25 protein-coding genes are annotated in these 25,733 nt (G+C 36.8%); 8 read left to right on the forward strand and 17 right to left on the reverse strand.

Annotation, left to right across the window (positions count from 1 at the left end; translation table 11 throughout):
• Positions 1 to 77: 77 nt before the first annotated feature.
• The 4 genes from QNJ52_RS02835 to QNJ52_RS02850 form a co-directional block, all read right to left on the reverse strand.
• Entirely contained in the window at positions 78 to 1,967 is a 1,890-nt protein-coding gene (locus tag QNJ52_RS02835) for a PTS fructose transporter subunit IIABC (protein ID WP_219493999.1), read from the reverse strand.
• A gap of 18 nt (positions 1,968 to 1,985) precedes the next feature.
• Positions 1,986 to 2,897 carry a 1-phosphofructokinase gene (pfkB, locus tag QNJ52_RS02840; RefSeq protein WP_219493997.1) on the reverse strand — a complete coding sequence of 304 codons (912 nt, stop codon included), beginning with the start codon at positions 2,895 to 2,897 and terminating at the stop codon, positions 1,986 to 1,988.
• 10 nt (positions 2,898 to 2,907) lie between these two features.
• Positions 2,908 to 3,645, reverse strand: a complete 738-nt coding sequence (locus QNJ52_RS02845; protein WP_219493995.1) for a DeoR/GlpR family DNA-binding transcription regulator — start codon at positions 3,643 to 3,645, stop codon at positions 2,908 to 2,910.
• A 125-nt stretch (positions 3,646 to 3,770) separates the two neighbouring features.
• Complete coding sequence (locus tag QNJ52_RS02850) at positions 3,771 to 4,682, reverse strand: CobW family GTP-binding protein (protein WP_219493993.1); 912 nt, start codon at positions 4,680 to 4,682, stop codon at positions 3,771 to 3,773.
• 235 nt (positions 4,683 to 4,917) lie between these two features.
• Here QNJ52_RS02850 and QNJ52_RS02855 point away from each other — a divergent pair, with 235 nt between their 5' ends.
• On the forward strand, positions 4,918 to 5,352 hold the full coding sequence (locus QNJ52_RS02855; RefSeq protein ID WP_120786660.1) for a MarR family winged helix-turn-helix transcriptional regulator: 435 nt from the start codon (positions 4,918 to 4,920) through the stop codon (positions 5,350 to 5,352).
• A gap of 50 nt (positions 5,353 to 5,402) precedes the next feature.
• Here QNJ52_RS02855 and QNJ52_RS02860 read toward each other — a convergent pair whose 3' ends face one another.
• The 3 genes from QNJ52_RS02860 to QNJ52_RS02870 form a co-directional block, all read right to left on the reverse strand.
• Positions 5,403 to 6,239: a DegV family protein gene (locus QNJ52_RS02860; protein WP_219493991.1), complete on the reverse strand. Its 837-nt coding sequence runs from the start codon at positions 6,237 to 6,239 to the stop codon at positions 5,403 to 5,405.
• A gap of 115 nt (positions 6,240 to 6,354) precedes the next feature.
• Entirely contained in the window at positions 6,355 to 7,971 is a 1,617-nt protein-coding gene (locus QNJ52_RS02865) for an amino acid ABC transporter ATP-binding/permease protein (protein ID WP_283721838.1), read from the reverse strand.
• Positions 7,952 to 9,550, reverse strand: a complete 1,599-nt coding sequence (locus QNJ52_RS02870) for an ABC transporter ATP-binding protein/permease (RefSeq protein WP_283721839.1) — start codon at positions 9,548 to 9,550, stop codon at positions 7,952 to 7,954. Before QNJ52_RS02870 ends, QNJ52_RS02865 begins: the two co-directional genes overlap by 20 nt.
• 159 nt (positions 9,551 to 9,709) lie before the next feature.
• On the opposite strand from QNJ52_RS02870, the gene QNJ52_RS02875 reads away from it, so the two are divergent.
• From QNJ52_RS02875 to QNJ52_RS02890, 4 genes are all read left to right on the forward strand, one after another.
• Positions 9,710 to 10,555 carry an undecaprenyl-diphosphate phosphatase gene (locus tag QNJ52_RS02875; protein ID WP_012656354.1) on the forward strand — a complete coding sequence of 282 codons (846 nt, stop codon included), beginning with the start codon at positions 9,710 to 9,712 and terminating at the stop codon, positions 10,553 to 10,555.
• Positions 10,556 to 10,677: 122 nt separating this feature from the next.
• Complete coding sequence (locus tag QNJ52_RS02880; RefSeq protein ID WP_120786665.1) at positions 10,678 to 11,094, forward strand: MarR family winged helix-turn-helix transcriptional regulator; 417 nt, start codon at positions 10,678 to 10,680, stop codon at positions 11,092 to 11,094.
• 129 nt (positions 11,095 to 11,223) lie between these two features.
• Positions 11,224 to 12,039, forward strand: coding sequence for a hypothetical protein (locus tag QNJ52_RS02885; protein WP_283721840.1), 816 nt, complete (start codon positions 11,224 to 11,226; stop codon positions 12,037 to 12,039).
• Positions 12,026 to 12,487 carry a DUF188 domain-containing protein gene (locus QNJ52_RS02890; RefSeq protein WP_283721841.1) on the forward strand — a complete coding sequence of 154 codons (462 nt, stop codon included), beginning with the start codon at positions 12,026 to 12,028 and terminating at the stop codon, positions 12,485 to 12,487. Before QNJ52_RS02885 ends, QNJ52_RS02890 begins: the two co-directional genes overlap by 14 nt.
• Here the strand turns inward: QNJ52_RS02890 and QNJ52_RS02895 are convergent.
• Genes QNJ52_RS02895 through QNJ52_RS02925 form a run of 7 tightly spaced genes read right to left on the reverse strand, consistent with a single transcriptional unit; the run spans position 12,484 to position 18,426 of the window.
• Positions 12,484 to 12,960: a GNAT family N-acetyltransferase gene (locus QNJ52_RS02895; RefSeq protein ID WP_120786668.1), complete on the reverse strand. Its 477-nt coding sequence runs from the start codon at positions 12,958 to 12,960 to the stop codon at positions 12,484 to 12,486. The genes QNJ52_RS02890 and QNJ52_RS02895 overlap by 4 nt on opposite strands.
• Positions 12,961 to 13,007: 47 nt before the next feature.
• Positions 13,008 to 13,475, reverse strand: a complete 468-nt coding sequence (locus QNJ52_RS02900) for a 2-thiouracil desulfurase family protein (protein WP_219493984.1) — start codon at positions 13,473 to 13,475, stop codon at positions 13,008 to 13,010.
• Entirely contained in the window at positions 13,459 to 13,986 is a 528-nt protein-coding gene (locus tag QNJ52_RS02905) for a GNAT family N-acetyltransferase (RefSeq protein WP_219493968.1), read from the reverse strand. Before QNJ52_RS02905 ends, QNJ52_RS02900 begins: the two co-directional genes overlap by 17 nt.
• A 10-nt stretch (positions 13,987 to 13,996) precedes the next feature.
• The gene (locus tag QNJ52_RS02910; RefSeq protein WP_219493965.1) at positions 13,997 to 15,682 is read right to left on the reverse strand and encodes an immune inhibitor A domain-containing protein; all 1,686 of its coding nucleotides are present in this window, start codon (positions 15,680 to 15,682) and stop codon (positions 13,997 to 13,999) included.
• 14 nt (positions 15,683 to 15,696) lie between these two features.
• The gene (locus QNJ52_RS02915; RefSeq protein ID WP_283721842.1) at positions 15,697 to 17,157 is read right to left on the reverse strand and encodes a DNA-binding protein; all 1,461 of its coding nucleotides are present in this window, start codon (positions 17,155 to 17,157) and stop codon (positions 15,697 to 15,699) included.
• 41 nt (positions 17,158 to 17,198) lie between these two features.
• Entirely contained in the window at positions 17,199 to 17,495 is a 297-nt protein-coding gene (locus QNJ52_RS02920) for a hypothetical protein (protein WP_219493961.1), read from the reverse strand.
• A gap of 55 nt (positions 17,496 to 17,550) precedes the next feature.
• Positions 17,551 to 18,426 (reverse strand): hypothetical protein, encoded by an 876-nt coding sequence (locus QNJ52_RS02925; RefSeq protein WP_283721843.1) that lies wholly within the window; start codon positions 18,424 to 18,426, stop codon positions 17,551 to 17,553.
• A 109-nt stretch (positions 18,427 to 18,535) separates the two neighbouring features.
• Here QNJ52_RS02925 and QNJ52_RS02930 point away from each other — a divergent pair, with 109 nt between their 5' ends.
• Positions 18,536 to 19,045: a cupin domain-containing protein gene (locus QNJ52_RS02930; protein WP_219493958.1), complete on the forward strand. Its 510-nt coding sequence runs from the start codon at positions 18,536 to 18,538 to the stop codon at positions 19,043 to 19,045.
• Between the two features lie 100 nt (positions 19,046 to 19,145).
• Here the strand turns inward: QNJ52_RS02930 and QNJ52_RS02935 are convergent, their stop codons facing one another.
• Positions 19,146 to 19,586 (reverse strand): GNAT family N-acetyltransferase, encoded by a 441-nt coding sequence (locus QNJ52_RS02935; RefSeq protein WP_219493957.1) that lies wholly within the window; start codon positions 19,584 to 19,586, stop codon positions 19,146 to 19,148.
• A 248-nt stretch (positions 19,587 to 19,834) separates the two neighbouring features.
• Between QNJ52_RS02935 and pflB the strand changes: the two genes are divergently transcribed.
• Both pflB and pflA read left to right on the forward strand, forming a co-directional pair.
• On the forward strand, positions 19,835 to 22,084 hold the full coding sequence (gene pflB, locus QNJ52_RS02940; protein ID WP_219493956.1) for a formate C-acetyltransferase: 2,250 nt from the start codon (positions 19,835 to 19,837) through the stop codon (positions 22,082 to 22,084).
• A 40-nt stretch (positions 22,085 to 22,124) separates the two neighbouring features.
• Complete coding sequence (gene pflA, locus QNJ52_RS02945) at positions 22,125 to 22,880, forward strand: pyruvate formate-lyase-activating protein (protein WP_283721844.1); 756 nt, start codon at positions 22,125 to 22,127, stop codon at positions 22,878 to 22,880.
• Positions 22,881 to 22,966: 86 nt separating this feature from the next.
• On the opposite strand, the gene QNJ52_RS02950 is transcribed toward pflA, so the two are convergent.
• Both QNJ52_RS02950 and QNJ52_RS02955 read right to left on the reverse strand, forming a co-directional pair.
• Positions 22,967 to 25,003 (reverse strand): cation:proton antiporter, encoded by a 2,037-nt coding sequence (locus tag QNJ52_RS02950; protein WP_283721845.1) that lies wholly within the window; start codon positions 25,001 to 25,003, stop codon positions 22,967 to 22,969.
• Between the two features lie 117 nt (positions 25,004 to 25,120).
• The gene (locus QNJ52_RS02955; protein WP_219493953.1) at positions 25,121 to 25,594 is read right to left on the reverse strand and encodes a DinB family protein; all 474 of its coding nucleotides are present in this window, start codon (positions 25,592 to 25,594) and stop codon (positions 25,121 to 25,123) included.
• Positions 25,595 to 25,733: the final 139 nt, after the last annotated feature.

Here is a 25,733-nt window from a genome sequence, read left to right on the forward strand (position 1 = left end):
ATATGTCAATCTATTGAAAATATTTATAAAAAACCTGCCGAACTTTTATTTTAGTACGGCAGGTTATAATTTACACTTTATTTCACTTCTAGTTCTTCTGGGTGTTTCTTAATCAAACCGTAAATGACTGCTGATACGACAACACCAATAAATAATGCAAGTAAGAACATTGGCCAGTGTGCTTTATCAAGTCCAATTACGAATATACCACCATGTGGTGCTGGGACACGACAACCGAATGCCATTGCAAGTGCTCCAGCTGTTGCACTCCCTGCAATCATTGATGGGATGACACGTAATGGGTCTGCTGCTGCAAACGGAATTGCACCTTCAGTAATAAATGATGCTCCCATTACGATATTTGAAACGATTGATCCACGTTGTGTCTTTGTATACTTTTTCTTAAATAAAATCATTGATAGCGCTATTGCTAATGGTGGAACCATTCCACCTATCATCGCAGCAGTAATCGGTGCATAGTTCCCCGCTTCAATTGCTGCAAACCCAAATGCGTATGATGCCTTATTGAACGGTCCACCCATATCAATGGCCATCATACCACCTAATACTAAGCCCAGCAATACGATATTTGTTCCATCCATACTATTTAAGGTATCTGCCATTAATTTATTTAACCAGCTCGCTGGTGGGTTGATAATGTAGTACATAATTAATCCCGTGCTTGTTACACCAAGCAGTGGATATAATAGCGTCGGTTTTAATCCATCTAATGCTTGTGGCATACCACTTAACATTTTCTTAATCGCTTCTACTAAATAACCTGCTAAGAATCCGGCAATCAGTCCACCAAGGAAGCCTGAACCTCCCATAACAGCTAACATACCACCAACCATACCTGGTGCCAATCCAGGACGGTCTGCAATACTCATTGCGATGAAACCTGCTAATATCGGAACCATTAAAGCGAATGCAGACTTATTCCCAATCGCCCATAATGCTTCTGCAAACGGATGGTAATCTGATTTGGTTGGATCGAACGATGTAATCCCAAACATAAATGCAATGGCCATTAATATACCACCTGCAACAACGAAAGGTAGCATATTAGATACACCGCTCATCAAGTGTTTATAAAATCCTTTACGCTCTCCACCTGAATTCGTAGTGCCTTTATCATCCTTTGCAGTATATGCTGGTCTTGATGTATCTAAAGCCATATTAATCAGCTCTTCAGGACGCTTAATGCCATCTGCTACTGGTACTGTCACAACATTCTTACCATGGAAACGATTTGTTTCAACATTCACATCTGCTGCAACGATAATACCTTTTGCTTTTTTAATTTCTTCCTCTGTTAATCTGTTTTTAATGCCTCCTGAACCATTTGTCTCAACTTTAATCGGCACACCCATCTTAACAGCTTGATTCTTCAGTGCATCTGCTGCCATATACGTATGTGCGATTCCTGTAGGACATGCGGTAACAGCTAGCACGAGATTATCATCATCCTCATCTCCAGTAGGTGCTAAAACGACTTCTTCATCTTTTTCAATTTCATCGTGTAAGTTGATTGTTTCAATAACTTCTTCTTTTGTCTTTGCGTGTAATAATTCAGTTCTAACATCTTCATTCATTAATATCCCTGATAACTTCGCTAAAGCTTCAAGATGCGTCTGTGCACCTCCTGCAGGTGCTGCAATCATAAAGAATAAGCGCGCTGGTTGCCCATCAAGTGAATCGTAATCGATGCCATCTACCGCTTTACCAAATGCTATGGCTGGTTTCTTAACCGCATCATTTTTCGCGTGGGGTATTGCAATCCCTTCACCAACACCTGTAGTACTCTGTGCTTCACGTGCATGTATCGCTTCTTTAAATGATGCTTTGTCCGATAATATCCCAGCAGCTGATAATGTATCGACTAACTCATCGATCACACCGTCTTTCGTTGTCGCTTGTAAATCCATTGCCATCGTGTCAAATGTAAGCAAATCAGTGATTCTCATTATTTTCCCTCCTAATTATTAAAGCTCTTCAATTTGTATTTGGTTTATTATCTCTTGAATTTCTTCATTCGTTGCTAAGTCTTCTGTAAATGCTGTCGCTGTACCACAAGCAATCGCTTGTCTAAATGCAGACGTTAATGATAATCCGTTCGTTAATCCGGCAACCATACCTGCTACTGTCGAATCTCCTGAGCCGACAGTATTTACAACTTGTCCTTTCGGTACCGTTGCCTTCAAGCATCGCTCTTCAGTGACTAACATCGCACCATCTCCACCCATAGAAACAAATACCATCTGCGCACCTTTATGCAATAACCGTTTCGCTGCTTCATAAATTGCATCATCTGTTGTCAACGTTGTATTAAACATTTCTTCTAATTCCACAATATTTGGCTTAATAAACACTGGTTTATAAGGTAACACTGAGTTTAATAAAGCTTTTTCTGCATCAACAACAAATTTAATCTGTTGTTCATGGCAAAGCTCTGCAATCTGTGCATAAATATCAGCTGGCATCGAAGAAGGAATACTACCTGCAATTACGACAGTGTCTTCAGATGTTAACGCCTTAAGCTTGTTCATTAGCTGTTGAATATTTTCTTCATTAATATCAGGACCTGGTGCGTTAATTTCTGTTTCATTTGCGCCTTTCAATTTCACATTGATCCTTGTATCACTCTCTACTTGAACACAATCCACCTGGATATCGCTCGCCTTCAACTTATCCTCGATAAATTGCCCGGGAAATCCCCCTAGAAAACCGAGTACGGTGGACTCTGTGTTCAGCGACTTAAGTACTCTTGAAACATTGATACCTTTACCACCTGCAAACTTATAAGTCGTATGTGCACGGTTTAATGCGCCTGCTTCAAATCCATCCGTAAACATCACATAATCGATAGATGGATTCAATGTTATTGTATAAATCATATACTACCTCCTATATTAAATATTTACCATATTTGTGCTGAAGGTCATTCTCACGATTCGTAATTAACATCGTTCTGCCTTCTTGTAAGTCTGACACTTTCGCAAATGTCACTTCATCAAACTTGCTGTCATCAACTAAAAAGTAAATCTGTTCAGCTTTTTCAATCGCTTTTCGCTTAATATAGGCTTCTTCGATATCGGGCGTCGTTATACCTTGTGTCAAATGCACACCGTTTGCACCCATGAATACTTTATCAAAGCGAAATTGCCTTAAACTTTCTATCGCCTGTACACCAATACTTGCATGCGTATCTGGTTTAATATAACCGCCAATCATATAAACTTCATAACCTTTCTCAACAAGTGGCGGCACATGTGTCAGGCCGTTCGTTACAATGGTAATATGTGCTTGATCCAGATAAGGAATCATCATCAATGTGCTGCTGCCTGCATCCAGGTAGATACAGTCATTATTCCGCACTTGTGCTGCAGCAATTTTTGCGATTTCCTCTTTTTCCTTCGTTTTCTTCGTAGACTTCACAGACAGCGCGACATCTCTATGTTTTTCGGTCACCTTTTTTGCGCCTCCATGAATGCGAATCAGCTGACCTTCACTTTCTAATGTAGAGAGATCTCTTCTTATTGTAGACTCACTGCAATGCGTCTCATCAATAAGCATTTGAAGCGTAACAATCTCATGTATCTCTAAAAGTCTTAATATCGTATTGTGTCTTTCAATCGTCAGCATAGAAGACCTCCTTTGTGAACACTTTCATAATATGATTGTTTTCATTCATTGTCAATCAAACTCATTCAATTTCAATCATAAAAATGCAAAAAAAAATAAGAAATGTGATAAAATATTCACATTTCTTAACTAAATTGCAGTTGATCTAATTGATCCATAATTTTGTGCTTATCCAGTCCTTCACCAATAACGACCAGTTTAAGTGGTAGGTTCATTGCCTCTTCTTCATATTGAGGAATTCCATAGGCATACTGAAACAGTACAGTCTGTTCTTTGTTCTCTCTAAACTTAATAAATCCTTTTACACGCAAAACACTGTCCGGTAACTGCATCAACCAACTTACGAACGCACGTGAATCAACCGGTCCATCAAACGTATACACAACAGATGATATTCCATGGTGCATATGCACATGCGCATGCTGTTCATTCCCTTTTTGCTCTAAAAGGTTGAATTCAATCTTGCTATATGATGTTTCTGTCATTGTGGCACGTGCGTTGATGTTTAATAGCTGATGTGTTACCTCTATACGTTCATCATCCTCTATCATATCCACCTTATTTACAATCACAATATCAGCATATTTTACCTGTTCTTCCATCAGTCTTCTTGTAGATTCCGTATATTTATTTCTTTCTAGAAAACGCTTAGCATCTACTATCGTAGTAATATTATATACATCGGCAATCGGTGTAAGCACTGGATCTGTGCATGCATCATAAATCTCTACAGGATGTGCTACACCAGTCGCCTCGATAATGACATAGTCCGGATGATGTCGATGATAGAGATCGCTTATCTGCACAGCGACATCATGCTTCAAATCACAGCAGATACAGCCATTCAATAATTCGTTATATGGCGTTTCTTCTCCAATGATTTTAGAGTCAACATTAAAACCACCAAGTTCGTTCATTAATATTGCGATATTGGAATCGTTGTTTTCTTTATTATGTTTTAATATATTGAGTAATAAACTTGTCTTACCACTCCCTAAAAACCCACTAAGAATAATGATTTTCATCTTCTGAGACATAAATTTAACCTTCCTTTTTTAGAGTATTATATATTTTTTCCATTAAACAATAAACATAAGTAAGGCGCTTTAACACCCATACTTAAAGATTGTAAATAGCATTGAATATCGTTCTTTTTTGTATTAAATTACAAAAGAATGCGTTAGGTGATTCATTTATTATAGAGTATACTAAATATAGAGATATGCAAAAAGCAAACGCATTTATTTTTGCGCATAAAGTAGGAGGAAATAAATGTCAGAAAACTTCAGATTAGATAAACAGCTGTGCTTCAATCTATATAATGCACACCGCCAAGTAAATAGATATTATTCGAATAAAGTTTTCAAGAAATATAATATCACTTATCCCCAGTATCTTGTACTCTCAATTTTATGGGATGAGTCTCCAGTAAATGTTAAGAAGCTCGTTACCGAATTGTCATTAGATACCGGGACAATTTCACCACTCCTAAAACGTATGGAAGCTAACAACTTAATTGTTCGTACACGTTCAGAACTAGACCAAAGAGAAGTGTTCATCTCTTTAACAGATAAAAGTATTGCAATGAAGGATGATTTATATCAAGTGACTGAAATCATCAATGAAGTCTCTCAATTCACGGAGGAAGAGAGAAAATGCTATAGTACACTCCTGAACAAACTTATTAATAATCTGTCAAACGATTAATCTATCATTTGAACATAAAAAAGAGGATTGGTTACACCAATCCTCTTTATCTATGCATTGATCCAGCCTATTCCTACCGTGCCATAACCTAGATGAACACCAGCAACTGGGACAAGTAATTCATTGGTAATATGAATATCTGGGTATTTTTCTTTTAACCATTCGATATAAATATCTGCTTCGCTTCTATCACCTGCGTAAACCACACAGATTTCTTTCGGTTGTGCAGTTTTAAGTGCCTCATCAACACACTTTTTCATCAACGCGATGACTTTCTTCTTGGTTCTCACCTTTTCTATAGGGTAGATTTTACCTTCTTCAAACTGAAGAATCAGCTGAATATTTAATAATCCTGCCATAAAGCTCTGTGTCTTAGAGACACGTCCGCTTTTTTTCATCTGGCTTAAGTTTTTCGGTTGTAAGAATAGGACTGTATCCTCTGTATAAGACGTTAACTTATCAACGACCTCTTCAAAAGAATACCCTTCTTCAAATAAAGACATCCCTTTATTAATCATTGCTTTCATCGGATAACTACCGATTCTTGAATCAATAACTGCACTGATTAGTGAAGATTCTTGACTTGCTTTCACCGAATTCTGGAACGATCCCGTGAGTTCGCTTGAAGGATGTATCGCAATAACATGCGTATAACCGAGCTTTTCAATATGTTCATAAATTTCATGCAGTGCCTGAAAATTAGGTTGCGTTGTTTTCGCTCCATCTCCATATTCCTGAAGTAAAGAGTAGAATTCCTCCACTGATAATTCTGCTTGATCCTGGTAATGCTTATCATTTAATATCACACCCATTGGCACGACGAATATATCTTGATGAGCACCAATCTTATATCCTGATGCAGTATCTGTAATCCATGCGACTTTCAATAATTTATCCTCCTGATTATTATTTATTATTATTTTATCATAATATTTGATATAAATAATAATTTATTAATGATAATATCAAAAGAATTACATTTTAATTATATTAATATAATTATTACCCCTCTGAAAGTGCATTAAACAATGTCGTTTTATTTTTGTACAATTGTTGAAATGTTCCTCTTTCTACAATCTTACCTGCATCCATCACTAAGATTTCATCCATCGTTTTCAATAATTCAGTATCATGACTTATGAGTATCAGTGTAATTTGATTTCGTTTTAAGTATGACATCATAATTTCAATGTTTTCGTTATCTACGCCATTAAATGGTTCATCCATTAACCATAACGGTTTATTTCTTAATATCATCCTTATAAAATGTAGTCGTTTCTTTTCGCCTCCAGATAGATTACTTCCGAAAGCTTCTACGGTACTTTGGGCTTTAAAGGGCAAGTTAAAATGAAGAAGCAGTTCTTCTAATTCCTTATCTGCAACAGATAAAAACATATTATCAGAGATTGTTCCTTCGATAAAATGCGTATCCTGTGTCGCGACATTCCACATTGACAGCAGATCGACAGGTAATTGTATAGAATTTCCATTTAACATATAATTTCCTTCTATCTGATTTAAGCCCAGTATCGTATGCGCCAAAGTCGTTTTCCCAGAACCGCTACGACCAGCAATCCCTATCTTTTGACCTTTTGTCATCTTCAGATTGATTGTATCTAGAATCAATTTTTTTTTCTTAACAGATACATCACACAATTCTAACGCTTCAAACGGGAGGTTGATTTTTTCTACATCATTATATGTTAGTTCAGAAATCTCTTCTTCTGCGCGATTCGATTCCGCTTTGTGGTAGGGATAATGCACCATCGGTATGCTCATTTCAAATAATGTAATGGTTACCATCACAAGACTTAAGTACATCATCACATTTAGTGAAGGATCAACAATCATGACAGTAATCGTTGAGAATATTGCTGCCATAGATATCGCATTCAACAGAAAATCATACAAAGTAATAACTTTATTTTCTTTCGCTATGCTCGATTCCATACGATCTTGCAGTTTATTTAACTGCTGCTCAAAACGGTGGTTTTCATCAAAGATTTGAATTGTCTCATAATGCAGCTGATAATCCATGAGCTTATTTTCATATTGTGCAGTCGATTCATATTTATTATGGACAACCACTTCCAGCTGTCTTGCGAATATATTAGGAAGTACAATAATCATTATCATCATGGCAATTGCAATCACAATTACGGCATACATACTATACTGAATATATACAAGTATTACAGTTAATGTTGTTAATAGTGCGATAATCGGTGGATAGATCACTCTCAACAATTTATTCTGAAGTTTTTCAATATTATTGACAGTACGGTTCAGCACATCAGACAATTTGTAATCTGACTGTATATGCTCAAAATTTTCAAGCAGTATACCTACAGTCCTAACCCTGATATCTTTAAGCATCTCAAACGTTGCGTCATGAGAGATAAGACGCTCAAAATATTTGCATATTGCGCGTACGACACCGAACAATTTAATTGTTGCGACAAGGACAATTAAAGTATATAGCGGCACATTCAATACGCTCTTCGATAACATGAGACCACTTAAACTAAACATTCCGATTGATGTAAGTGCTCCTAATAAACCGATAACAATTGATAAAATAATCGATTTACTGACCCACTCATTCATCCATCTCATCATTATTCAACCTCATTTCTTCATTTGAAACACGTGTAATACGACCATTCTGGACGTATACCAGTCGCTTACTTTGCTTCACCGTTTCTTCATGATGGGCAATCATCATGATATAACTATGCGCTTTTAATTCTTCAATTGCCCCGAGTATGATATCTCGACTTTCTTTATCCAGCATTGCCGTTGGTTCGTCAAGAATAATCAGCTTTTTCGGATACAAAAATACACGCATTAATGATAGTCTTCTCGTTTCTCCTCCAGAAAGCTGTTCACCTTCTGGTCCAATAACTGTGTCATAACCATCAGGCATCCTTGTAAATCGCTCATGAAGCCTAAATTTTTTCGCTAGTGCCACGACTTGTTCAAAGTTGTAATCATTGAACATCGTGATATTGTTGATCACACTATCAGAAAGAATTGCATCAAACTGAGATAAATAGACAACTTCATTCTGTAACTTATTACTTAACGACATCTGTCCTTCAAAAGGAACCCTATTACACAGTAATTTCGCGAATGTTGATTTGCCAGAACCACTCGCACCAGCGATCGTATAATGATCAAGCGGTAAATCAAGCTCTGGAATGTCAAGAGTAAACTCACTATTGTCATAATGCGTCTTAACGTTTGTAAAACGAATAATGTCTTCAGTGATATACTCCACTTGCGGCACGGATTCTGTCATTTGCTCACTCAATATTTCTCCATAACCCGCTGCTGTTTTACCTGTATGAAATGCTAGACCAAGATCCTTGAGCGCATTATAAAATTCCGGCGCAAGCATCAGCACTACGACTGACGTATAAAAACTTACACTATGAAACACTAGCAGTGACAGTCCAATTTCTAAAGCAATGATACCAATTGATAGCATCGAGATAAATTCCAGCATTAAGGTAGAAAGAAACGCTGTCTTCAAAATTTTCATCGTATGTTCTTTGTAACGTTCTGAATATTGTGCTGTTTGCTTCAGCGCTTTTTCTTCATAATCAAATGTTTTAATCGTCATTATACCTTTCATAACATTTAGAAAGTAGTTTGAGAACCTATTGAGACTCAGCATTTGACGTGTCGCTTCTTTTTCAGTATTAATACCTATAATAATATAGAATATAGGAATAAAAGGTGCTGTAATTAACATAATTAGTGCAGTCTGATAATGAAAGAAACATAAAAATACCAGAATTGAACATGGAATAAACGTAGAACGATACACTTGTGGCAAATAGTCACTGAAGAATGGATGAATCCCCTCTATACCTTGCTGTATGTTATTCATAACAGTGCCTGCATCATCTTTTTTCTTGCTTAAAAACGCTCTGAGTTGATGTTTCACCTTAATACTGAGCGTGTTTCCAGTTACCTTCAGTCCCATCTGTACACTACTTCTAGATATTAAAATGATAAAAATCGTAAACAGAACAAAAGTAAAATCTATCTTATGCTGATAAAGTACCGCATCAACCACCTTACCAATTTGTATACTTTGCAATACAATAATAACACTCAATAATATACTTAATATAAAAAATATAACGTGGGCCCATCTATAGTTAAAAGATAATTTTGTTAAAAATTTCACATTATCACTCCTATAAAGCATTATAACGGCATCTATTATAAATATAAACTTTTCCGCTTATATTTCATAGAAATGAAAAGTGTGGAAAAGTGTCGTTTATGCTATAATCTTTTAAGTGTTCATGGAAATATTAAATAATGACTAAAAGGTGGTTAACACATGACTTTTTTTGAGCTTGTTAAAGCATTAATATTAGGGATTGTAGAAGGACTTACAGAATTCGCGCCGGTTTCTTCAACAGGACATCAGATCTTAGTTGATGATATGTGGTTACAGACGAAGTACGTACTTAATAGCCAGGAATCGGCCAATACATTTAAAATTGTGATTCAGCTCGGCTCAATATTTGCTGCTGCCTGGATATTCAGACATCGATTTCTGGAAGTGCTCCATATAGAAAAAACTAAGACTGAGGGTCCACGTCTTAATTTACTTCATATATTTATCGGGTTAATACCTGCAGGAATTATGGGACTATTGTTCGATGACTTTATTGACAAACATCTCTTCAGTGTCCCTACTGTGCTTATCGGACTTGCTTTAGGTGCGCTGTTGATGATTGCAGCAGACCTATTCAATAAGAAGGTAACACATACAACGACTGTAGATGAAATGACCTATAAGCAAGCGCTGATCATCGGGGTTGCACAATGTCTTGCATTATGGCCAGGTTTCTCAAGAAGTGGATCAACGATTTCAGCGGGTGTGCTGCTTAAGATGAACCATAAAGCTGCAAGTGATTTTACATTTATCATGGCAGTTCCTATCATGTTTGCAGCAAGTGCTAAAAGTTTAGCGAGCAATATACAATATATTCATAGCGACCAGATTTTATTTTATATTGTTGGTTTTATCGCTGCATTTATTTTCGGGGTATTATCTATTCGTCTGTTCCTAAGTTTAATCAATCGTGTAAAACTTATGCCATTTGCAATATACCGTCTCATTCTTGTCGCTGTTATTGCAGTACTTTATTTTGGATTCGGTATCGGCAAGGGAATCTAAACAGCAGTATTCACTGCTGTTTTTTTATTGGTTGCTTCTTTCATCTTTATGAAATTTACTATCATTCTCTCACAATTGATGTTATAGTTTAGTCAAGAAGTTGAATAGAAGGAGTCAATATTATGAACAAAGATACTCTTGACTATCAACTATATCTTGTCCAAAGAGAAATCATCAAGAAGTATAATAGAGAATTGCTTAAATCCTATTCTTTAAGCTATCAGCATTACCTCGTATTAATGGTTCTGGATGAACATAACGTACTCCCAGTATTACAGCTCGGAGAACGGTTAGCATTTCAATCTGGTACAATTACGCCAATCGTTAAGAAGATGGAAGCGAATGGTCTTGTCGAAAGAAGAAGAATGTCTTCGGATGAACGTGTAGTTGAAGTAATATTAACAGAGAAAGCTAAGAAGTTGATTGAACCTCTTAAAGACATACCACTCAATATGTATATGAGCAGTGATCTCTCGGTCGAAGAATATCAACTACTTATAAAACTTTCAAAGAAACTTTCAGACAATATGACTTATTAAATCAATCAAATAGAGCATCTTAAATCTTAACAAGAGAGTGGACATTAATTGTCCACTCTCTTGTTAATTTTATTAATTATAGGGTATCTATACTATAATACTATTAACTACATACAAAGGAGCTTGCATATGAATAAAAACAAAGTTAAAACAGCAGTAAACGTTGCTGCAGTCATTCTTGTCCCTCTGATCAATGAGCGTCATAAACTGAAAGAGCAGAGAGAAGTTCAACAACTGACAGGCTTATCGGTTAAAGCCTATGACGTTACAAAGGATAAAACAGTAACAGCCGCAAGAAAAGCAAAAGGCGCTACAACAACTATTAAAAGAGGTGCTGTAAATACATCTTCATTTATTGCAGACAAATATAAAGATGAGAAAAAAGCCTTCCATTACAAAAAAAAGATGAAACCATTTGTACAGCAAGCGAAAGAAGAAAAGAAACAGAAGAAAGTTGAGCAAAAACAGATTAACACATTAGGTCAAACATTGTCACAGTCTATTGAATCAAGAAGACGTGATGAAGAAAAAAACGAGAAAGCACGAGAAAAACGATTGATCAAAGAAATGAAGCTTGCAGAAAAAGGAAATTTCCACGCAGCTCAAACGGTAACTTCTAAACAAGATAAGAAGGTTAAGAAAGAAATCGATCAATTAGATAAGAAGCTCAACAAATCAATTGAAGAAAGACATAAAGCTGAGATCCAGCTAAAAGAAGAAAACGAAAAACTAAGAATTAAAGCGTTAAAGAAATACAAAAACTATAAAGTGAAAACGCCAAAGCAAAACCGTTCTCTATTTGGTTTAAAGAAACATCTGTTAACAGAACCACATAAACCGAACAATTATCATAATGCACAAATGCCTAATGATGAAGACTTTAGTAATGCACAGCTTTTTGAACGACACAGAAAACAGATGGCCGAAAAAATTGGCAGACGTTAACTACAGAATCATCATCGATGCCGATAGCTCTCCTGTGATTGATGAAACAGTACACATTGCTGCAAAATATCACATTGAAGTGATTCTTGTAAAAGACTATGCACATCATTCATCAAAAATATATGGTCCAGATGTCAGGTCGATATATGTCGATACTGCCAGCGATAGTGCGGACTACAAAATATTATCTCTTGTCGACAAAGATGACATTGTCATAACTGGTGATTATGGATTAGCAAGTATTGTCATCAATAAAGCGTTTGTCATGCATCATACTGGATTTATATATACCAAATCCAACCTTGATGCATTGCTGATCACACGATTTATCAACCATGAATCCAGAAAGATGAACAAGCGAATAAAAGGTCCTGCCAAATTTACTACTTCTGACAGAACGAAATTCAAAACAACGCTTGAACAAATAATAACGTCCCCGAATTATTAATCAGGGACGTTATTTATTATCTTCTTTAATACTTTAAGACGGCTAAATCCTTGGCGTACCATCATCTTCTGATCGATGAAGCCGCATTTGATAAAAGCGTAGTATGCATCATTCTTTACATTAACCATTAAATAAATCGCCCACACATCTGCATAGTTCGATTTAATATAAGTCTCTATCAAAGGCAGGACTTCCTTTAGAATACCACTGCCCTGATATTTATAATCTATCGATAACCCACGCAGGTAAATTGCTGTACTAGGGGCATCTATCTTATTTAGAATATCACCTCTATCCAGAGCAAAGACACCGATGACATCATTATCCTTCTTAATAATAAAAGCAGCATAATCTGCTCTTTGAACGGATAATATGTAACGTGGATGTCCTGAGAAGAACATCTGTTTTGCTGGCAGCATGTATTGTTCTAAAGATATCGATGCACTATCCTTCACTTGTTCAATCGTTATCATTCGTTTCACCCCATTCAATAATAAATATCATAACATATTCTACTCAACTAAAGTGTGTCATCTAGATTATTAACAAATTCAACTTCACTTATGACATGAATACCATGTCTTCGTAGTAAAGCTGCAGTTACACCGTCCCCACTTTTCAGCTTTCCGTTAAATGAACCATCGTAGATTTGATCGCTACCACAACTTGGACTGTCTGCTTTTAATACAGCAGTAGATACATTGTAATCTATACAATACTGTAATGTCTGCTTGGCCCCTGCGATAAATTCAGCAGTGACATCAGTCCCATGAATCGTTATCACACGCGCCTTTCCATCCAGACAATCATCGCCATCTCCCCCTACAATTTCAGCAGGTGCACGGGGAACAGTCAATCCACCCAGCATTTCTGGACAAGCATGTATCGCCTCTTTCATATCTATTAATCTAGCAATAATTTCATTTGTTTTACTCCGGCCATCATAGCGCACTGGATGTCCTACAAGACAGCTACTGATTAAGATCATTCACTACACTCCTATATAATATTTGTTCATCTGGATAGTGCGGATGAACAAATGCTGTAACATCCTTCATTCCTAACTTCTTCATTACATTGATACTCTTTATATTATTTACAGATGTATACGCATATAAATCTTCTATCTTTAGCATACGCATGTAATCTATCAGACCTTGTGCACCTTCTGTCGCATATCCATTACCAGTGAACTGCGGTAATATCCTCCAGCCAATTTCATAAAATGGACTATGTGGGATTGAAGCGTCATATTCAGCAAACAGCGTCCCAATAAAACCGATAAATGTGCCATCTTTTAAAGTCACTGCAAACAAACCATGTTTGTCACGCTCTATTTCTTTGTACATGATATCAAAGATACGCTCACTTCTTTCCTTACTCAGTATATCCGGGAAGTATCTTCTCACTTCAAAATTCCGATTCAGTTCAATGTAATGCGCAAGATCTGAGTTATGCCAATTTCTAAAAATGAGACGTTCCGTTTCAAAGTATGTCATCGATTACCCCTTATTTATATATACTGATCTTTCCGACAGTACCTTCTTTATTTTGGTCTTCAACTTTAATTTTAATACCAAGTTGAGGTAATACACGGCTACTATCTGGGGCCTGCATATTTAACATCGCTTTTTTCGAATAATTCCTGTCATCAAAAAGTAGTACTGGTGCTGTAGATTTCTTCTTGAAGAAATAGTTTTTATTCGAATTGTATTGCCCAAAAGATCTTGTATTGAATGGCGCATCAAAAATTTGTATATCTGTCATCGGCATATACCCACCAGAAGTACGAATATTTCCAGGGCTCGCATCGACTACGCCAATCAAACTTTCACCAAAATGTTTAGATAAATTACTATTATCTTTATAATATTCATTCACATACCACACAAGCATTCCTTTACCATATTTATTTATGCCAAAAGAATCTTTAATTCTCGATAAACCGATATCTAAACCTGTATGATTCCTCCACTCAATTAAATAATAGCGCTTATAGCTCTTTAGCTTACCCTTTACTTTCTTTTGTAGCGGGGGCAAGTTTACTTTAATGACGTTATTGTTCTGTCCTTTATAAGCAGATTGATCCAGCAAATAATACTTTTTCTTCGCATTAATCTGCTTATAATCTACTTCATTGATACGAATCCAGTTACCACCGTAGATTCTCTGAATAAGCATCTTAGCATAAGGGCTCATACTGACAGGGTTCAATCCAGGAATCTTTCCGGCATCTTTGCCATAACTCATAAGCGACCAATAACGAACTGGTTCACCTGCATGACTCACCGAGCTACTTGCTGTGTCATATTCATCAGGTAGTCCAAGCATATGTCCAAACTCATGTGCCACTGTCCCTACTGTACTGTCTTCAGATATCATGCCATATTCTGCAATTGCTAGTCGTTTCTTTAGAAACTTTGAATTCTTGCTATAGGTTCCCGGAATCGTTGACGGCTTATTATCTTTAGTGAATGGCACTTCGGAAACATGTTCCCAGATCGTATTCTGTCCAAATTTCCCACCACCTTCACTTTCACCGATACCACTATATACGACAACAAACTTATCGATGATACCATCGGGTTCGTTTACTTTTTTGTCTTTATCAAGGTCATAATAATCAAATCTGTCATAGCGTTTCATATCAATCTTTTTGTCTTTAGCAACTTTTTCCGCTGCTTCCATAACCAGCTCAGAAGCCCGTGCATCATTGTTAGCACCGTAATATTGAATCGGATGTTTCGCACGATACCATCCCGCTACTTGTCCTGTTAATGACAGACTGCCACTTGATGCACTATTATAATAGGATTTAAGTGAATGATATTTGTATCCTCCTGGACCTGTGACATTCTTACCAAAGAACAGGTCATTATAGTATTTCTTATCATATGATTTTATATAGTTTTCGGTATCCTTCTGCGTAAGCTTTCCGTGTGGCGCATTACTAAAATCCATTAATACAACCAGTACATTTTCATTAATGACCTGTCCTTTATAAGGTCTGGATTTAAAAGGTGGTATTGCTTTCGTCTGAACTGTCTTCTTCTGGGTAATTATCGGTTTTGTCTTTACTTTTTTAGCGTTCTGCAACTGTACATTATTATTTGGCTGTTTCTCAGTTGCCTGAACATTACAAGTAAATGTTAATGAACATATTCCAATACTCACAATCAACTTTATAAGCTTCACTGTCCGACCTCTTTTCAGCTATTTATGTCTATACGCTTACTATGTATCATCTGTTCTTTCACATACACTTTAATCGTAACTGAATGCACTGCTTCTCTTGCAATCTTACCATTAAAATAGCAATGAAAGCGATTATCTTTTGCGCTCATATTATATGTATCAGATTTCCCTGGTGGACGACCGTTAAATAATCCAACCTGTCTTCCATCACTATCTATGAGTTCGATTGCAACATCTTTCATCTGCTTTTGACTATATATATCGATCTTGATATAGTCTCCCGGATAAACGGATGATGGCGCCTGTATTTCAAGTGGCTCAGATTTCTTTGTAACGGACTTATTCTCTACTCGTTTATTTGAATCTGCACCGAAACTCCCCTGTTCAAAAGTAGTAGGGTCATACCACTTGTAACCGTGGCCAGGTTGTCCCCAAGGTTCTTGTTTTGGTTCCTTAGATTGCTGTGGAACTTCCATTCTTAATAGGGGCGTCTTCTGATCTGACGTCACTTTACCTTCTAATGTAGTATAAGCTTCAGGTTTCATAATCCAGGTAACCAAATTTTTGAGCAGTACTTTATGACTCGCTTCTTCAATACCATCGTACGTTCTCTTCGTATTACCGTTGTCTTCACGTACATACTTTGGTGTTTCATCTTCTACTATCGAAGAATCACCGATAAAGACAGCCTTTCCTTTTTTATACTTACTGATCGCTACGAAGGCGCCTTCATCTTTACCCCCTTTTGTGTATATCCCTTGGTCAACCGCGTGCGGCCAGCGATCATTTTGTGATAGTTTGCCTGGGTAGATAATTCCTTTTGCGATTTTAGGGTTCGTAATTGCTATTGTACTGCCTGCGTGCATGTTGATACTTTGCACATTATCCAGAAGACCGAAAGCATCGTATGCTGAATCTGCATCAATCCTGACATTATTGAGGGCATTATATCTAAAACGTACACCAAATGTATCTGAAAGAAAATCTGAACCTTTCACATTCTGCATACGCTCTGATTGCTTTTCATCGTGTGATAATCCTTTTGTAATATCATCAAATGCGCCTCTTCGATACCCATTGAATATTTCTGAAGAGTCAAATCGATTTAAATTTCGATCAGCATTATAATGGTCAGCAATCATCATAATACTCCCCCCTTCACCGACAAAACGTTGAATAGCCTCCTGTTCTTCAACTTTAAAGGGAATATTAGGTTCAGGTATAATGACTGCTTTGTACTGTTTTAATTTTTCATATGTTAATGTCGTGTCATAATCAGTGCTCACTGTTTTATAATCCATATCACGAATTACATCATTGAAACTAGAGAAAGCACCGTCAATCACCCAATCTGCTTCACCTGCAGTCTGTCCATGTGCAGCATCAAATAGGACATCAGCTTGTCCATCATAAAACTGTGCTGGCTGCGTGCATCCCGTGAGAAACAATATGGATAAAAGTATCAACTTCTTCATAACCTTCTCCTTTATAAAAAGCCTTAACAGATGCTAAGGCTTTATGATCTCGTTTTATATGATATTAATCTAATCTTAACTTTATCCTTCTTAAGATGTTGTCTGCCATCCTTTCGGGTTGTAACAGTTACATCAACTTCATCTTCAGACTCGTTAAACTGATAATTGATTATATACGTTTCAAAATCTTGCTCAAAGTTTGGCTTTTGTGCAACAACACGTTCAATATCTCCAAAAGTATCAAGTGCTGTATAGCCTGTAATATGCTCTAACTCACTTGCAATTTCAGTCAATGTCATCGTTTCGCCTTCCATTAATACGAACTTTTCTTCATGCATGATATCACCTCTAATATATTTAATTTATTATTCCCTTAATTATAAAAGAAAAACATCAGGAAATCGTATAAGGTTCTGATACAATTTCTGATTGTGCTTCACTATTCGACTTTGTCGATGTACCACCTAATAAATAGAGTTTTCCTCCATCTTGTGTTAAAGCTTGATATGTCTTTTCATCTAGTGCAATCGATTTATAGCTCACTGTAGACTCCTTTGGCCCATATTCATTGTACGCCCGTTCTTCAGACTTCACGAAATCTTCTTGTAATTCCTGAGGAATAAATGATGTCGCATCAGAATAAATGACAGTCTTTCCAACTACAAGCTTGCTCGTATTATTATAGTAGACAGGAGCCTGATTATTATTTTTCGTATGGACTTCATAAAGAAGTGTATAACCGGAAGATGCGCCTTTAAAAATAACCTTTTGATTTTCTATGTTTGTAATCTTAAAAATCTGTAGACGCTTAACATTGCTCTCAACACCGTTATCATGTATCGATAGATTAACATTATCAATCGACTTCACAAGTGTCGATTTGCCGTGCGTTGTTGTCTCTATAGTGTTCGGCATCGTTTTAGCAGCTAACATTTCCTTAACTTTTTGCTGCTGCTTTAATCGTTCTTCTTTCTTTAGCTTAGCTCTCGTCTTACGCTTTTCCTGTTCTAGCTTTTTAGCCGCTTCTTCTTTTGCGATCTGTTCTTTAATTTCGGCTTCATTTTTTTCTTCTATCTCTTTTAATTTATCTTCATTTGCTTTTATTTTTTCATCTAGTTTATCATTTTTTTCTTTAATCGCATGATATTCTTTCGTTAGCTCCGCCTTTTTTGCGTCAAGCTTTTCTACAGACTGCTTTAAGTCTGTCTCTTTATTACCACATGCACTCAGCACTAGAGTAAGTGCCAGTACACTTGTTACATATTTCAATACAATCCCACCTTCACAATATATCTATATTCTATCATAATAATAATAAAATATATTGTATTAACACCCTTTACAAGGGGTATAGTACATATAAAAGGAGGTATAGCCTATGAAATATAAAATATTACACACACCCACATCCCCTTCTACACCCAACCATATGATTCTGCCGGTAATTATATATAATACAGAGGAAAGTCATTTCGAAACACGCTTTAAAAATAATGCATGGCATAATATATGGACCAATGGTGTATTTGATTATCATCACTTCCATCCCAACCAGCATGAAGTCCTTGGGGTAAAAAGTGGTCGTGCCACACTATTAATCGGTGGAGAGAACGGCCAAAATATTGAAGTTACACAAGGTGATGTTCTATTATTACCAGCAGGTTACGGTCATAAAAAATTAGAACAAAGTGACGATTTTACTATTGTAGGTGCATATCCAGATACAACAGCAGCACAAACATTGACATCTTATGAGAATATAAATGAAGTAAACAAGATCATCAATACTGTACCATTACCTGACACCGACCCTGTAGGTGGAAGTACGGGCCCGATGTTTAAAGAATGGCATAATATTTATCAGTGCAGTACAGTCCGAGGTGGCTAACGTAGAAAAACGGCGTTTCGAGACTCAACAAAGTCTGAAACGCCATTTTTAAATAATTCCTTGATTAAAACCCATCTTTCTTTCATCGATGTATAATGTGCTAATCATATGGCATTTCAATATGTTTATACATCAATTTATCATCTGCCCTATAGCCAAGCTTGTGGTTAAGTCTTCTCATAGCGTGATTATCCGGATGAACGTGTCCATAGATATAGTGGACATCTGCGGCTAATGATAATCTCTCTACATATTGCTTAAGCCTATGTGCATATCCTTTGCCGCGTTCATCTGGATGGACATATAAGGACTTAACATGTGTCTTCTCCCCAATATGAAACCAGATAAAGGCTGATAATCGTGCTTTTTCGACTATAATGATGCGATCATGATTATATTTCATCAGCAATCGTATAGATTCAGTCCTGAGTTTCACTTCAAGTTCAGTCGTTACATAGTGGCTATCATAGGATTTCGGTATCTGCTCATGTATCCATGCAATTTGCTCGATCAGCGGGTCCTCGCTTGTTATTTCTTTCATTGTAATCACCTCAATCATTGTACATGTATTTATTTTTTAAAACTACTTTTTAGAATCATAAGAATAAAATTTTCAATCTGTTATATATAATAATCTCTTTTTTACCCTCTGTATCATTACAGTTAAAGTACTGGTATGAAGGGTTTTTGCATTTTTTAAATTTTTTTATGCTTTTGTGATACTTTTCACGTAATCCTTGTTATACTAAGTTTGTGAATTGGTGAACAAAAAATTCTGGAGGGATTTATATGTTTAAAGAAGAGACAAAAAGAACAAATGCTTGGGAAGGGTTCAAATCAGGTAAATGGAACAAACGCGTTGATGTGCGTGAATTTATTCAACTGAACTACACACTTTTTGAAGGTAAAGATGAATTCTTGGCTGGTCCTACTGAAGCTACGAAAAAACTTTGGGAACAAGTGATGCAGTTATCAAAAGAAGAACGCGAACGTGGTGGTATGTGGGATATGGACACTAAAGTTGTATCTAGCATTACTTCTCATGATGCTGGATATTTAGACAAAGACCTAGAAACAATCGTTGGTGTTCAAACTGAAAAACCTTTCAAACGTTCAATGCAGCCGTTCGGTGGGATTCGTATGACGAAAGCAGCTTGTGAGTCGTATGGTTATGAGTTAGATGCCGAAACTGAACGTATCTTCACAGATTACCGTAAGACACATAACCAAGGTGTGTTCGATGCTTACTCTAAAGAAATGTTAGCTTGCCGTAAAGCCGGCGTTATCACTGGTCTTCCAGATGCTTACGGTCGCGGCCGTATTATCGGTGACTATCGTCGCGTCGCTTTATACGGTGTGGATTTCTTAATGAAAGAAAAGCATAAAGATTTCCATAACTTATCTAGTGTGATGAGCGAAGATATTATTCGTTTACGTGAAGAAGTATCTGAACAGTACCGTGCATTAAACGAATTGAAACAGTTGGGTGAAATATACGGATTTGATTTAAGCCGTCCAGCTGAGACCTTCAAAGAAGCTGTTCAATGGACTTACCTTGCATACCTTGCTGCAATTAAAGAACAAAATGGTGCAGCAATGAGTTTAGGTCGTGTATCTACATTCTTAGATATTTACGCTGAGCGTGATCTTAAAGCGGGTACCATCACTGAGATGGAAGTTCAGGAAATTATCGACCACTTCATTATGAAGTTGCGTTTAGTTAAATTTGCACGTACACCAGACTACAATGAATTATTCTCTGGAGATCCAACTTGGGTAACAGAGTCTATCGGTGGGGTTGGTATTGATGGCCGTCCACTTGTAACGAAAAGTTCATTCCGCTTCTTACATTCATTAGATAACTTAGGTCCAGCACCAGAGCCAAACTTAACTGTACTTTGGTCTACGCGTTTACCTGAAAACTTTAAGAAATACTGTGCTAAGATGAGTATTAAAACAAGCTCAATCCAATACGAAAACGATGATTTAATGCGTGAGAGCTACGGTGACGATTATGGTATCGCCTGCTGTGTATCAGCGATGAAGATTGGTAAACAAATGCAGTTCTTCGGCGCTCGTGCGAACTTAGCAAAAACATTGTTATACGCTATTAACGGTGGGATTGATGAAAAGTCTGGCGCTCAAGTAGGTCCAAACTTTGCACCGATTACTGATGAAGTCTTAGATTATGACACTGTATACAAACAATTCGATCAAATGATGGAATGGTTAGCTGGCGTATATATTAACTCATTGAATGTTATTCACTATATGCATGATAAATACAGCTACGAAAGAATTGAAATGGCGTTACATGATACTGAGGTCATTCGTACGATGGCTACAGGTATCGCTGGTCTTTCAGTTGCAGCTGACTCATTATCAGCTATTAAATACGCGAAAGTAAAAACAATCAGAGATGAAAACGGACTTGTTGTCGACTTCGAAACTGAAGGTGAATTCCCTCAATACGGTAACAACGATCCACGTGTTGATGATATTGCAGTTGAACTTGTAGAATCATTTATGGCAAAACTTCGCAAACATAAAACATATCGTGATTCAGAGCATACAATGAGTGTGTTAACAATCACTTCAAACGTCGTATACGGTAAGAAAACAGGTAACACACCTGACGGACGTAAAGCAGGAGAACCTTTCGCGCCTGGTGCGAACCCAATGCATGGTCGTGACACTAAAGGTGCACTTGCATCATTATCATCAGTAGCAAAATTACCATATGACTGCTGTAAAGATGGTATCTCTAATACGTTCTCTATCGTACCGAAATCTTTAGGTAAAGAAGACGATGCACAGCAATCTAACCTAGTTGCAGTATTAGATGGATATGCGATGCAGCATGGTCACCATTTAAACATTAACGTGTTCAACAGAGAAACTTTACTCGATGCAATGGAGCATCCAGAAGAGTATCCACAGCTTACAATCCGTGTATCAGGATATGCAGTAAACTTTATTAAATTAACACGTGAACAGCAACTAGACGTTATTTCCAGAACATTCCACGAAAAAATGTAATGATAATATATGATTAGTATTATGAAGGACGGGGATTATTATGATTAAAGGACATATTCATTCAATCGAGAGTTTAGGAACAGTTGACGGACCAGGGTTACGCTACATCTTATTTACGCAAGGATGCCTACTGCGTTGTCAGTTCTGTCACAATCCTGATACTTGGGAGATTGGTACACCATCACGTGAAGTGACAGCAGAAGAAATGGTTGCAGAAATTGTTCCTTACCTCCCCTACTTCAATGCATCAGGCGGTGGCGTAACGATCAGTGGCGGAGAGCCACTGCTCCAGTTACCATTTATAGAACAATTATTTAAACAATTAAAGGCAGAAGGTATCCATACTTGTATCGATACATCAGCAGGATGTTTTAATGAAACGCCAGCATTTATGAATCACTTTAATCCCGTACAGGAACATACTGATTTATTTCTGCTCGATATTAAACATATCGATAATGAGAAACATTTAAGTTTAACCGGAAAACCCAATACCCATATACTAAAATTTGCCCGTATGTTATCAGATAGAAAACAGCCCGTATGGATTAGACACGTGTTAGTGCCAGGTGTTACTGACGATAAAGATGATCTCATCAAGCTGGGTCAGTTCATCAATAGTCTAGAAAATGTTGAAAAGTTCGAAATCCTCCCGTACCACCAGCTTGGTGTTCATAAATGGGAAGCACTTGGTATTAAATATCCGTTAGAAGACGTTGAAGCACCAACGGATGATGCTGTAAATCTCGCATATGAATATGTTGATTTCCAAGGTAAAACTCCCCTAAATGCTTGATACTATTATTAGAACGAATAAGAAGGAAGCCTGAAATGATACTCTTTCAGGCTTCCTTCTTATTCGTTAATGGTATCAATGTCTGTCTAGTCTTCCGTATCCAACAGCATCATTTCATCATAGTTCAATGCTTGTCTCAACTCAACTGCTACTTCACGACTGATCTTAGCTTTTTTCACGAGCCTTGCTACCATATCTTTTTCGACTGCTAATACATCAAGCGCAAATAACGTTTCATCATCATCAATCGTTTCATTCGTGGCATTTCTCTTAATCTGATTTACCCGATTCAAATAGTTATCTGACACAAGCGCAACTTCTATCCGATTCTCTCTACTTATTTCTTCGGACAATCGTTGCACAACGTTATAGTGTACACGTGATGCAATTTTTTGAATTTCTAACAGACTATTTTTTAGCGAGAGCGAACTTGACTGATTCAATCTATTTTCAAATGCTTTGCGCTTACCATGCATGCGAATTAAAAACACCATTCTTCTGAAGAAGCTTGTCGAGGCGAATATCTTTGTTCTTTCGATATATTGAACGTAGTTGTTGAATGCACTCTGTGTAATCTCATCATTTTCTACCAGTTCATCAAGCGTTTTCATTTCTGTTTCAAGGGCAATCGCATGCAGTCTATCAAACTCTTTCGGATTATACTCTCTGTCACTTACCTCACTATAAAATCCAACCTGCATCGTATACTGACGTATGAGATTTCCGGCAATCATACTGTTTTCAGGTGTAGTTTGTTTATGAATATATTTCATTCCAAATTCTTTGATCAATATATATGCTTCTCTGAAATCAAGGTGGGAATCTACGCTATTATCTTCTGCTTTTGGTGTTAATAGTGGTAAGAAAATTTGTGCAACAACTAAACTAATGACCACCACACCTGCTGTGATAAATAGTAAGTTATCGCGATAGTTGAAATACTCTCCGTTCATGATTTCTACTGGTATCGTCAATGCTATGGCCATAGAGATTGTGCCATGCACACCACACACAGTAGCAATTAACGCATACTTAAAACGATTGGGTCTCTTATCAAATTTATCAATATCTTCATGCTTTAGCACTTTTTCAAAACGACTTTCTGGAATATAAAACTTATTATAGAGTACAAATACCCATATAAACCTAAAAACATAAACAAGTAATGCGATTACAAGCGTGTATATCATTGTTGAAAAAATACTTTTTTCATCATGTTCAGTCAGCGAAAGTGTAACTTGAGGGATTAAATACCCTAGCAATGTAAAGACAAAGCCATTCAGAACAGTAGAGAGTAATCCCCATGTATTGTTATACCCAAGTTGCAAACGTGTCGTCGCTTGAGATAACCTATCTCGTTCAATTCCATGGATGATTCCGCCAACTACAGCTGCAATAATACCTGAAACGTGAATACTTTCAGCAGCCATGTAAATGACAAAAGGTGTAAGGAGCTGTATTAATATATAAATATATTCATTTTCAAACCCTTTTCTAACCAGAAGGATTCTAATCTGTACAAAGATTAATCCTATAAACAGACCCACAACTAACCCACCTAATGAAGAGATAAAGAACTGTGTGATCGAACCTGTGACACTAAATACACCTGTCGTTAAAGCGACAATCGCGATATTAAAACTTAATATCCCCGCTGCATCATTCAGTAAAGATTCTCCTTCAAGAATCGTCATCAGTCCACGCGGGAGTTTCTTATCTTGTGCAATCGCCTGAACTGCCACCGCATCAGTCGGACAAATAATTGCAGCGAGTGCAAAGCATGCAGCCATCGGTAGAAATGGAATCATACTATGTGTAATGTATCCCAGACCAATTACAGTTGTGAAGACAAGGCCTAGCGCCATCAATATAATCGGTTTTAAATATTTAATCATATATAGCCTGGATACAGTGTAACCTTCGAGGAATAGTAATGGTGCGATAATACCAATTAGAAAGAGTTCCGGTTCAAAATCTACATTGAGAGGGATAGGTGTTAAAAAAATGAGCATCCCTATAGCTATCTGGATAAAAGCGAGCGGAACTTTAGGGATGTAAAAATGAATCACGGTGGAAATGATAACTGCAAGTACCAAACTGAGTATTACGATAAAATTCTCCAAAACTGACCACTCCAATATTTATATTTGATGCTATTAACGATTCAAAGTTGTAAATTTAATTCAAAAAAATAAGCAGACTGTAAAAAATAGATACAGTCCACTTGAATAAACTATTTATTATTCACTGTCTCGTGATGGCCCATAAATGCCAGGGACTTTAAGACCCGCTTGTCTCATCAATACTGTCATCTGTCCTCTATGATGAGCCAAGTGTGTAATATTTGAATAAAGTAAAGCACCTTTAGCGAGATTATGTCCAAAGAAATCAACATCATCATTCAAATTCTCGTCTGTTAGGCTAGCTTCATAGGCTGCTAACGTATTGTTAACTATCTTCTCTGCCTCCTCTAAAATCTCCGCTTTCGTTTCTGGCATAGAAGAGCTATAGTTCGCACCTTCTACTGAAATACCTGCGCGTTCTGCAAACCCACCGAGACTTTGAACGATATGCCAGGTAAGCTCTCCTAAAGTTCTATCTAGTTCAGTTACCGCTTGTGTTAAAGATTCATCTGTTAATTCTCTTATACAGGCGAGAGTCGTTTCACCTTCCTGACGATACTGCGTAATAAAATCATTTTTGCTGCGAAACATATATGTTCCTCCTAGGTTTATTATTATTAGTTATTATATCCCACCAATTGATGCTTATGAAACATTTTGATTATAGAAAATTGGCTCATGTGTATTATTTATGCGCTAACTTGCCACATCACTATCTATTAACAAGACT

This window comes from Macrococcus sp. S115 (assembly GCF_030067655.1).
Classification (GTDB): Bacteria; Bacillota; Bacilli; order Staphylococcales; family Staphylococcaceae; genus Macrococcoides; species Macrococcoides psychrotolerans.

Excerpts from the sequence above, each read along its gene's own strand:
- pflB (WP_219493956.1), top strand. The coding sequence starts at position 19,835 with ATGTTTAAAGAAGAGACAAAAAGAACAAATGCTTGGGAAGGGTTCAAA.
- QNJ52_RS02905 (WP_219493968.1), bottom strand. The coding sequence starts at position 13,986 with ATGACATACTTTGAAACGGAACGTCTCATTTTTAGAAATTGGCATAAC.
- QNJ52_RS02895 (WP_120786668.1), bottom strand. The coding sequence starts at position 12,960 with ATGATAACGATTGAACAAGTGAAGGATAGTGCATCGATATCTTTAGAA.
- QNJ52_RS02885 (WP_283721840.1), top strand. The coding sequence starts at position 11,224 with ATGAATAAAAACAAAGTTAAAACAGCAGTAAACGTTGCTGCAGTCATT.
- QNJ52_RS02850 (WP_219493993.1), bottom strand. The coding sequence starts at position 4,682 with ATGTCTCAGAAGATGAAAATCATTATTCTTAGTGGGTTTTTAGGGAGT.
- QNJ52_RS02835 (WP_219493999.1), bottom strand. The coding sequence starts at position 1,967 with ATGAGAATCACTGATTTGCTTACATTTGACACGATGGCAATGGATTTA.
- pfkB (WP_219493997.1), bottom strand. The coding sequence starts at position 2,897 with ATGATTTATACAATAACATTGAATCCATCTATCGATTATGTGATGTTT.
- QNJ52_RS02915 (WP_283721842.1), bottom strand. The coding sequence starts at position 17,157 with ATGAAGAAGTTGATACTTTTATCCATATTGTTTCTCACGGGATGCACG.
- pflA (WP_283721844.1), top strand. The coding sequence starts at position 22,125 with ATGATTAAAGGACATATTCATTCAATCGAGAGTTTAGGAACAGTTGAC.
- QNJ52_RS02845 (WP_219493995.1), bottom strand. The coding sequence starts at position 3,645 with ATGCTGACGATTGAAAGACACAATACGATATTAAGACTTTTAGAGATA.
- QNJ52_RS02920 (WP_219493961.1), bottom strand. The coding sequence starts at position 17,495 with ATGCATGAAGAAAAGTTCGTATTAATGGAAGGCGAAACGATGACATTG.
- QNJ52_RS02880 (WP_120786665.1), top strand. The coding sequence starts at position 10,678 with ATGAACAAAGATACTCTTGACTATCAACTATATCTTGTCCAAAGAGAA.
- QNJ52_RS02935 (WP_219493957.1), bottom strand. The coding sequence starts at position 19,586 with ATGAAAGAAATAACAAGCGAGGACCCGCTGATCGAGCAAATTGCATGG.
- QNJ52_RS02930 (WP_219493958.1), top strand. The coding sequence starts at position 18,536 with ATGAAATATAAAATATTACACACACCCACATCCCCTTCTACACCCAAC.
- QNJ52_RS02955 (WP_219493953.1), bottom strand. The coding sequence starts at position 25,594 with ATGTTTCGCAGCAAAAATGATTTTATTACGCAGTATCGTCAGGAAGGT.
- QNJ52_RS02900 (WP_219493984.1), bottom strand. The coding sequence starts at position 13,475 with ATGATCTTAATCAGTAGCTGTCTTGTAGGACATCCAGTGCGCTATGAT.
- QNJ52_RS02855 (WP_120786660.1), top strand. The coding sequence starts at position 4,918 with ATGTCAGAAAACTTCAGATTAGATAAACAGCTGTGCTTCAATCTATAT.
- QNJ52_RS02875 (WP_012656354.1), top strand. The coding sequence starts at position 9,710 with ATGACTTTTTTTGAGCTTGTTAAAGCATTAATATTAGGGATTGTAGAA.
- QNJ52_RS02865 (WP_283721838.1), bottom strand. The coding sequence starts at position 7,971 with ATGATGAGATGGATGAATGAGTGGGTCAGTAAATCGATTATTTTATCA.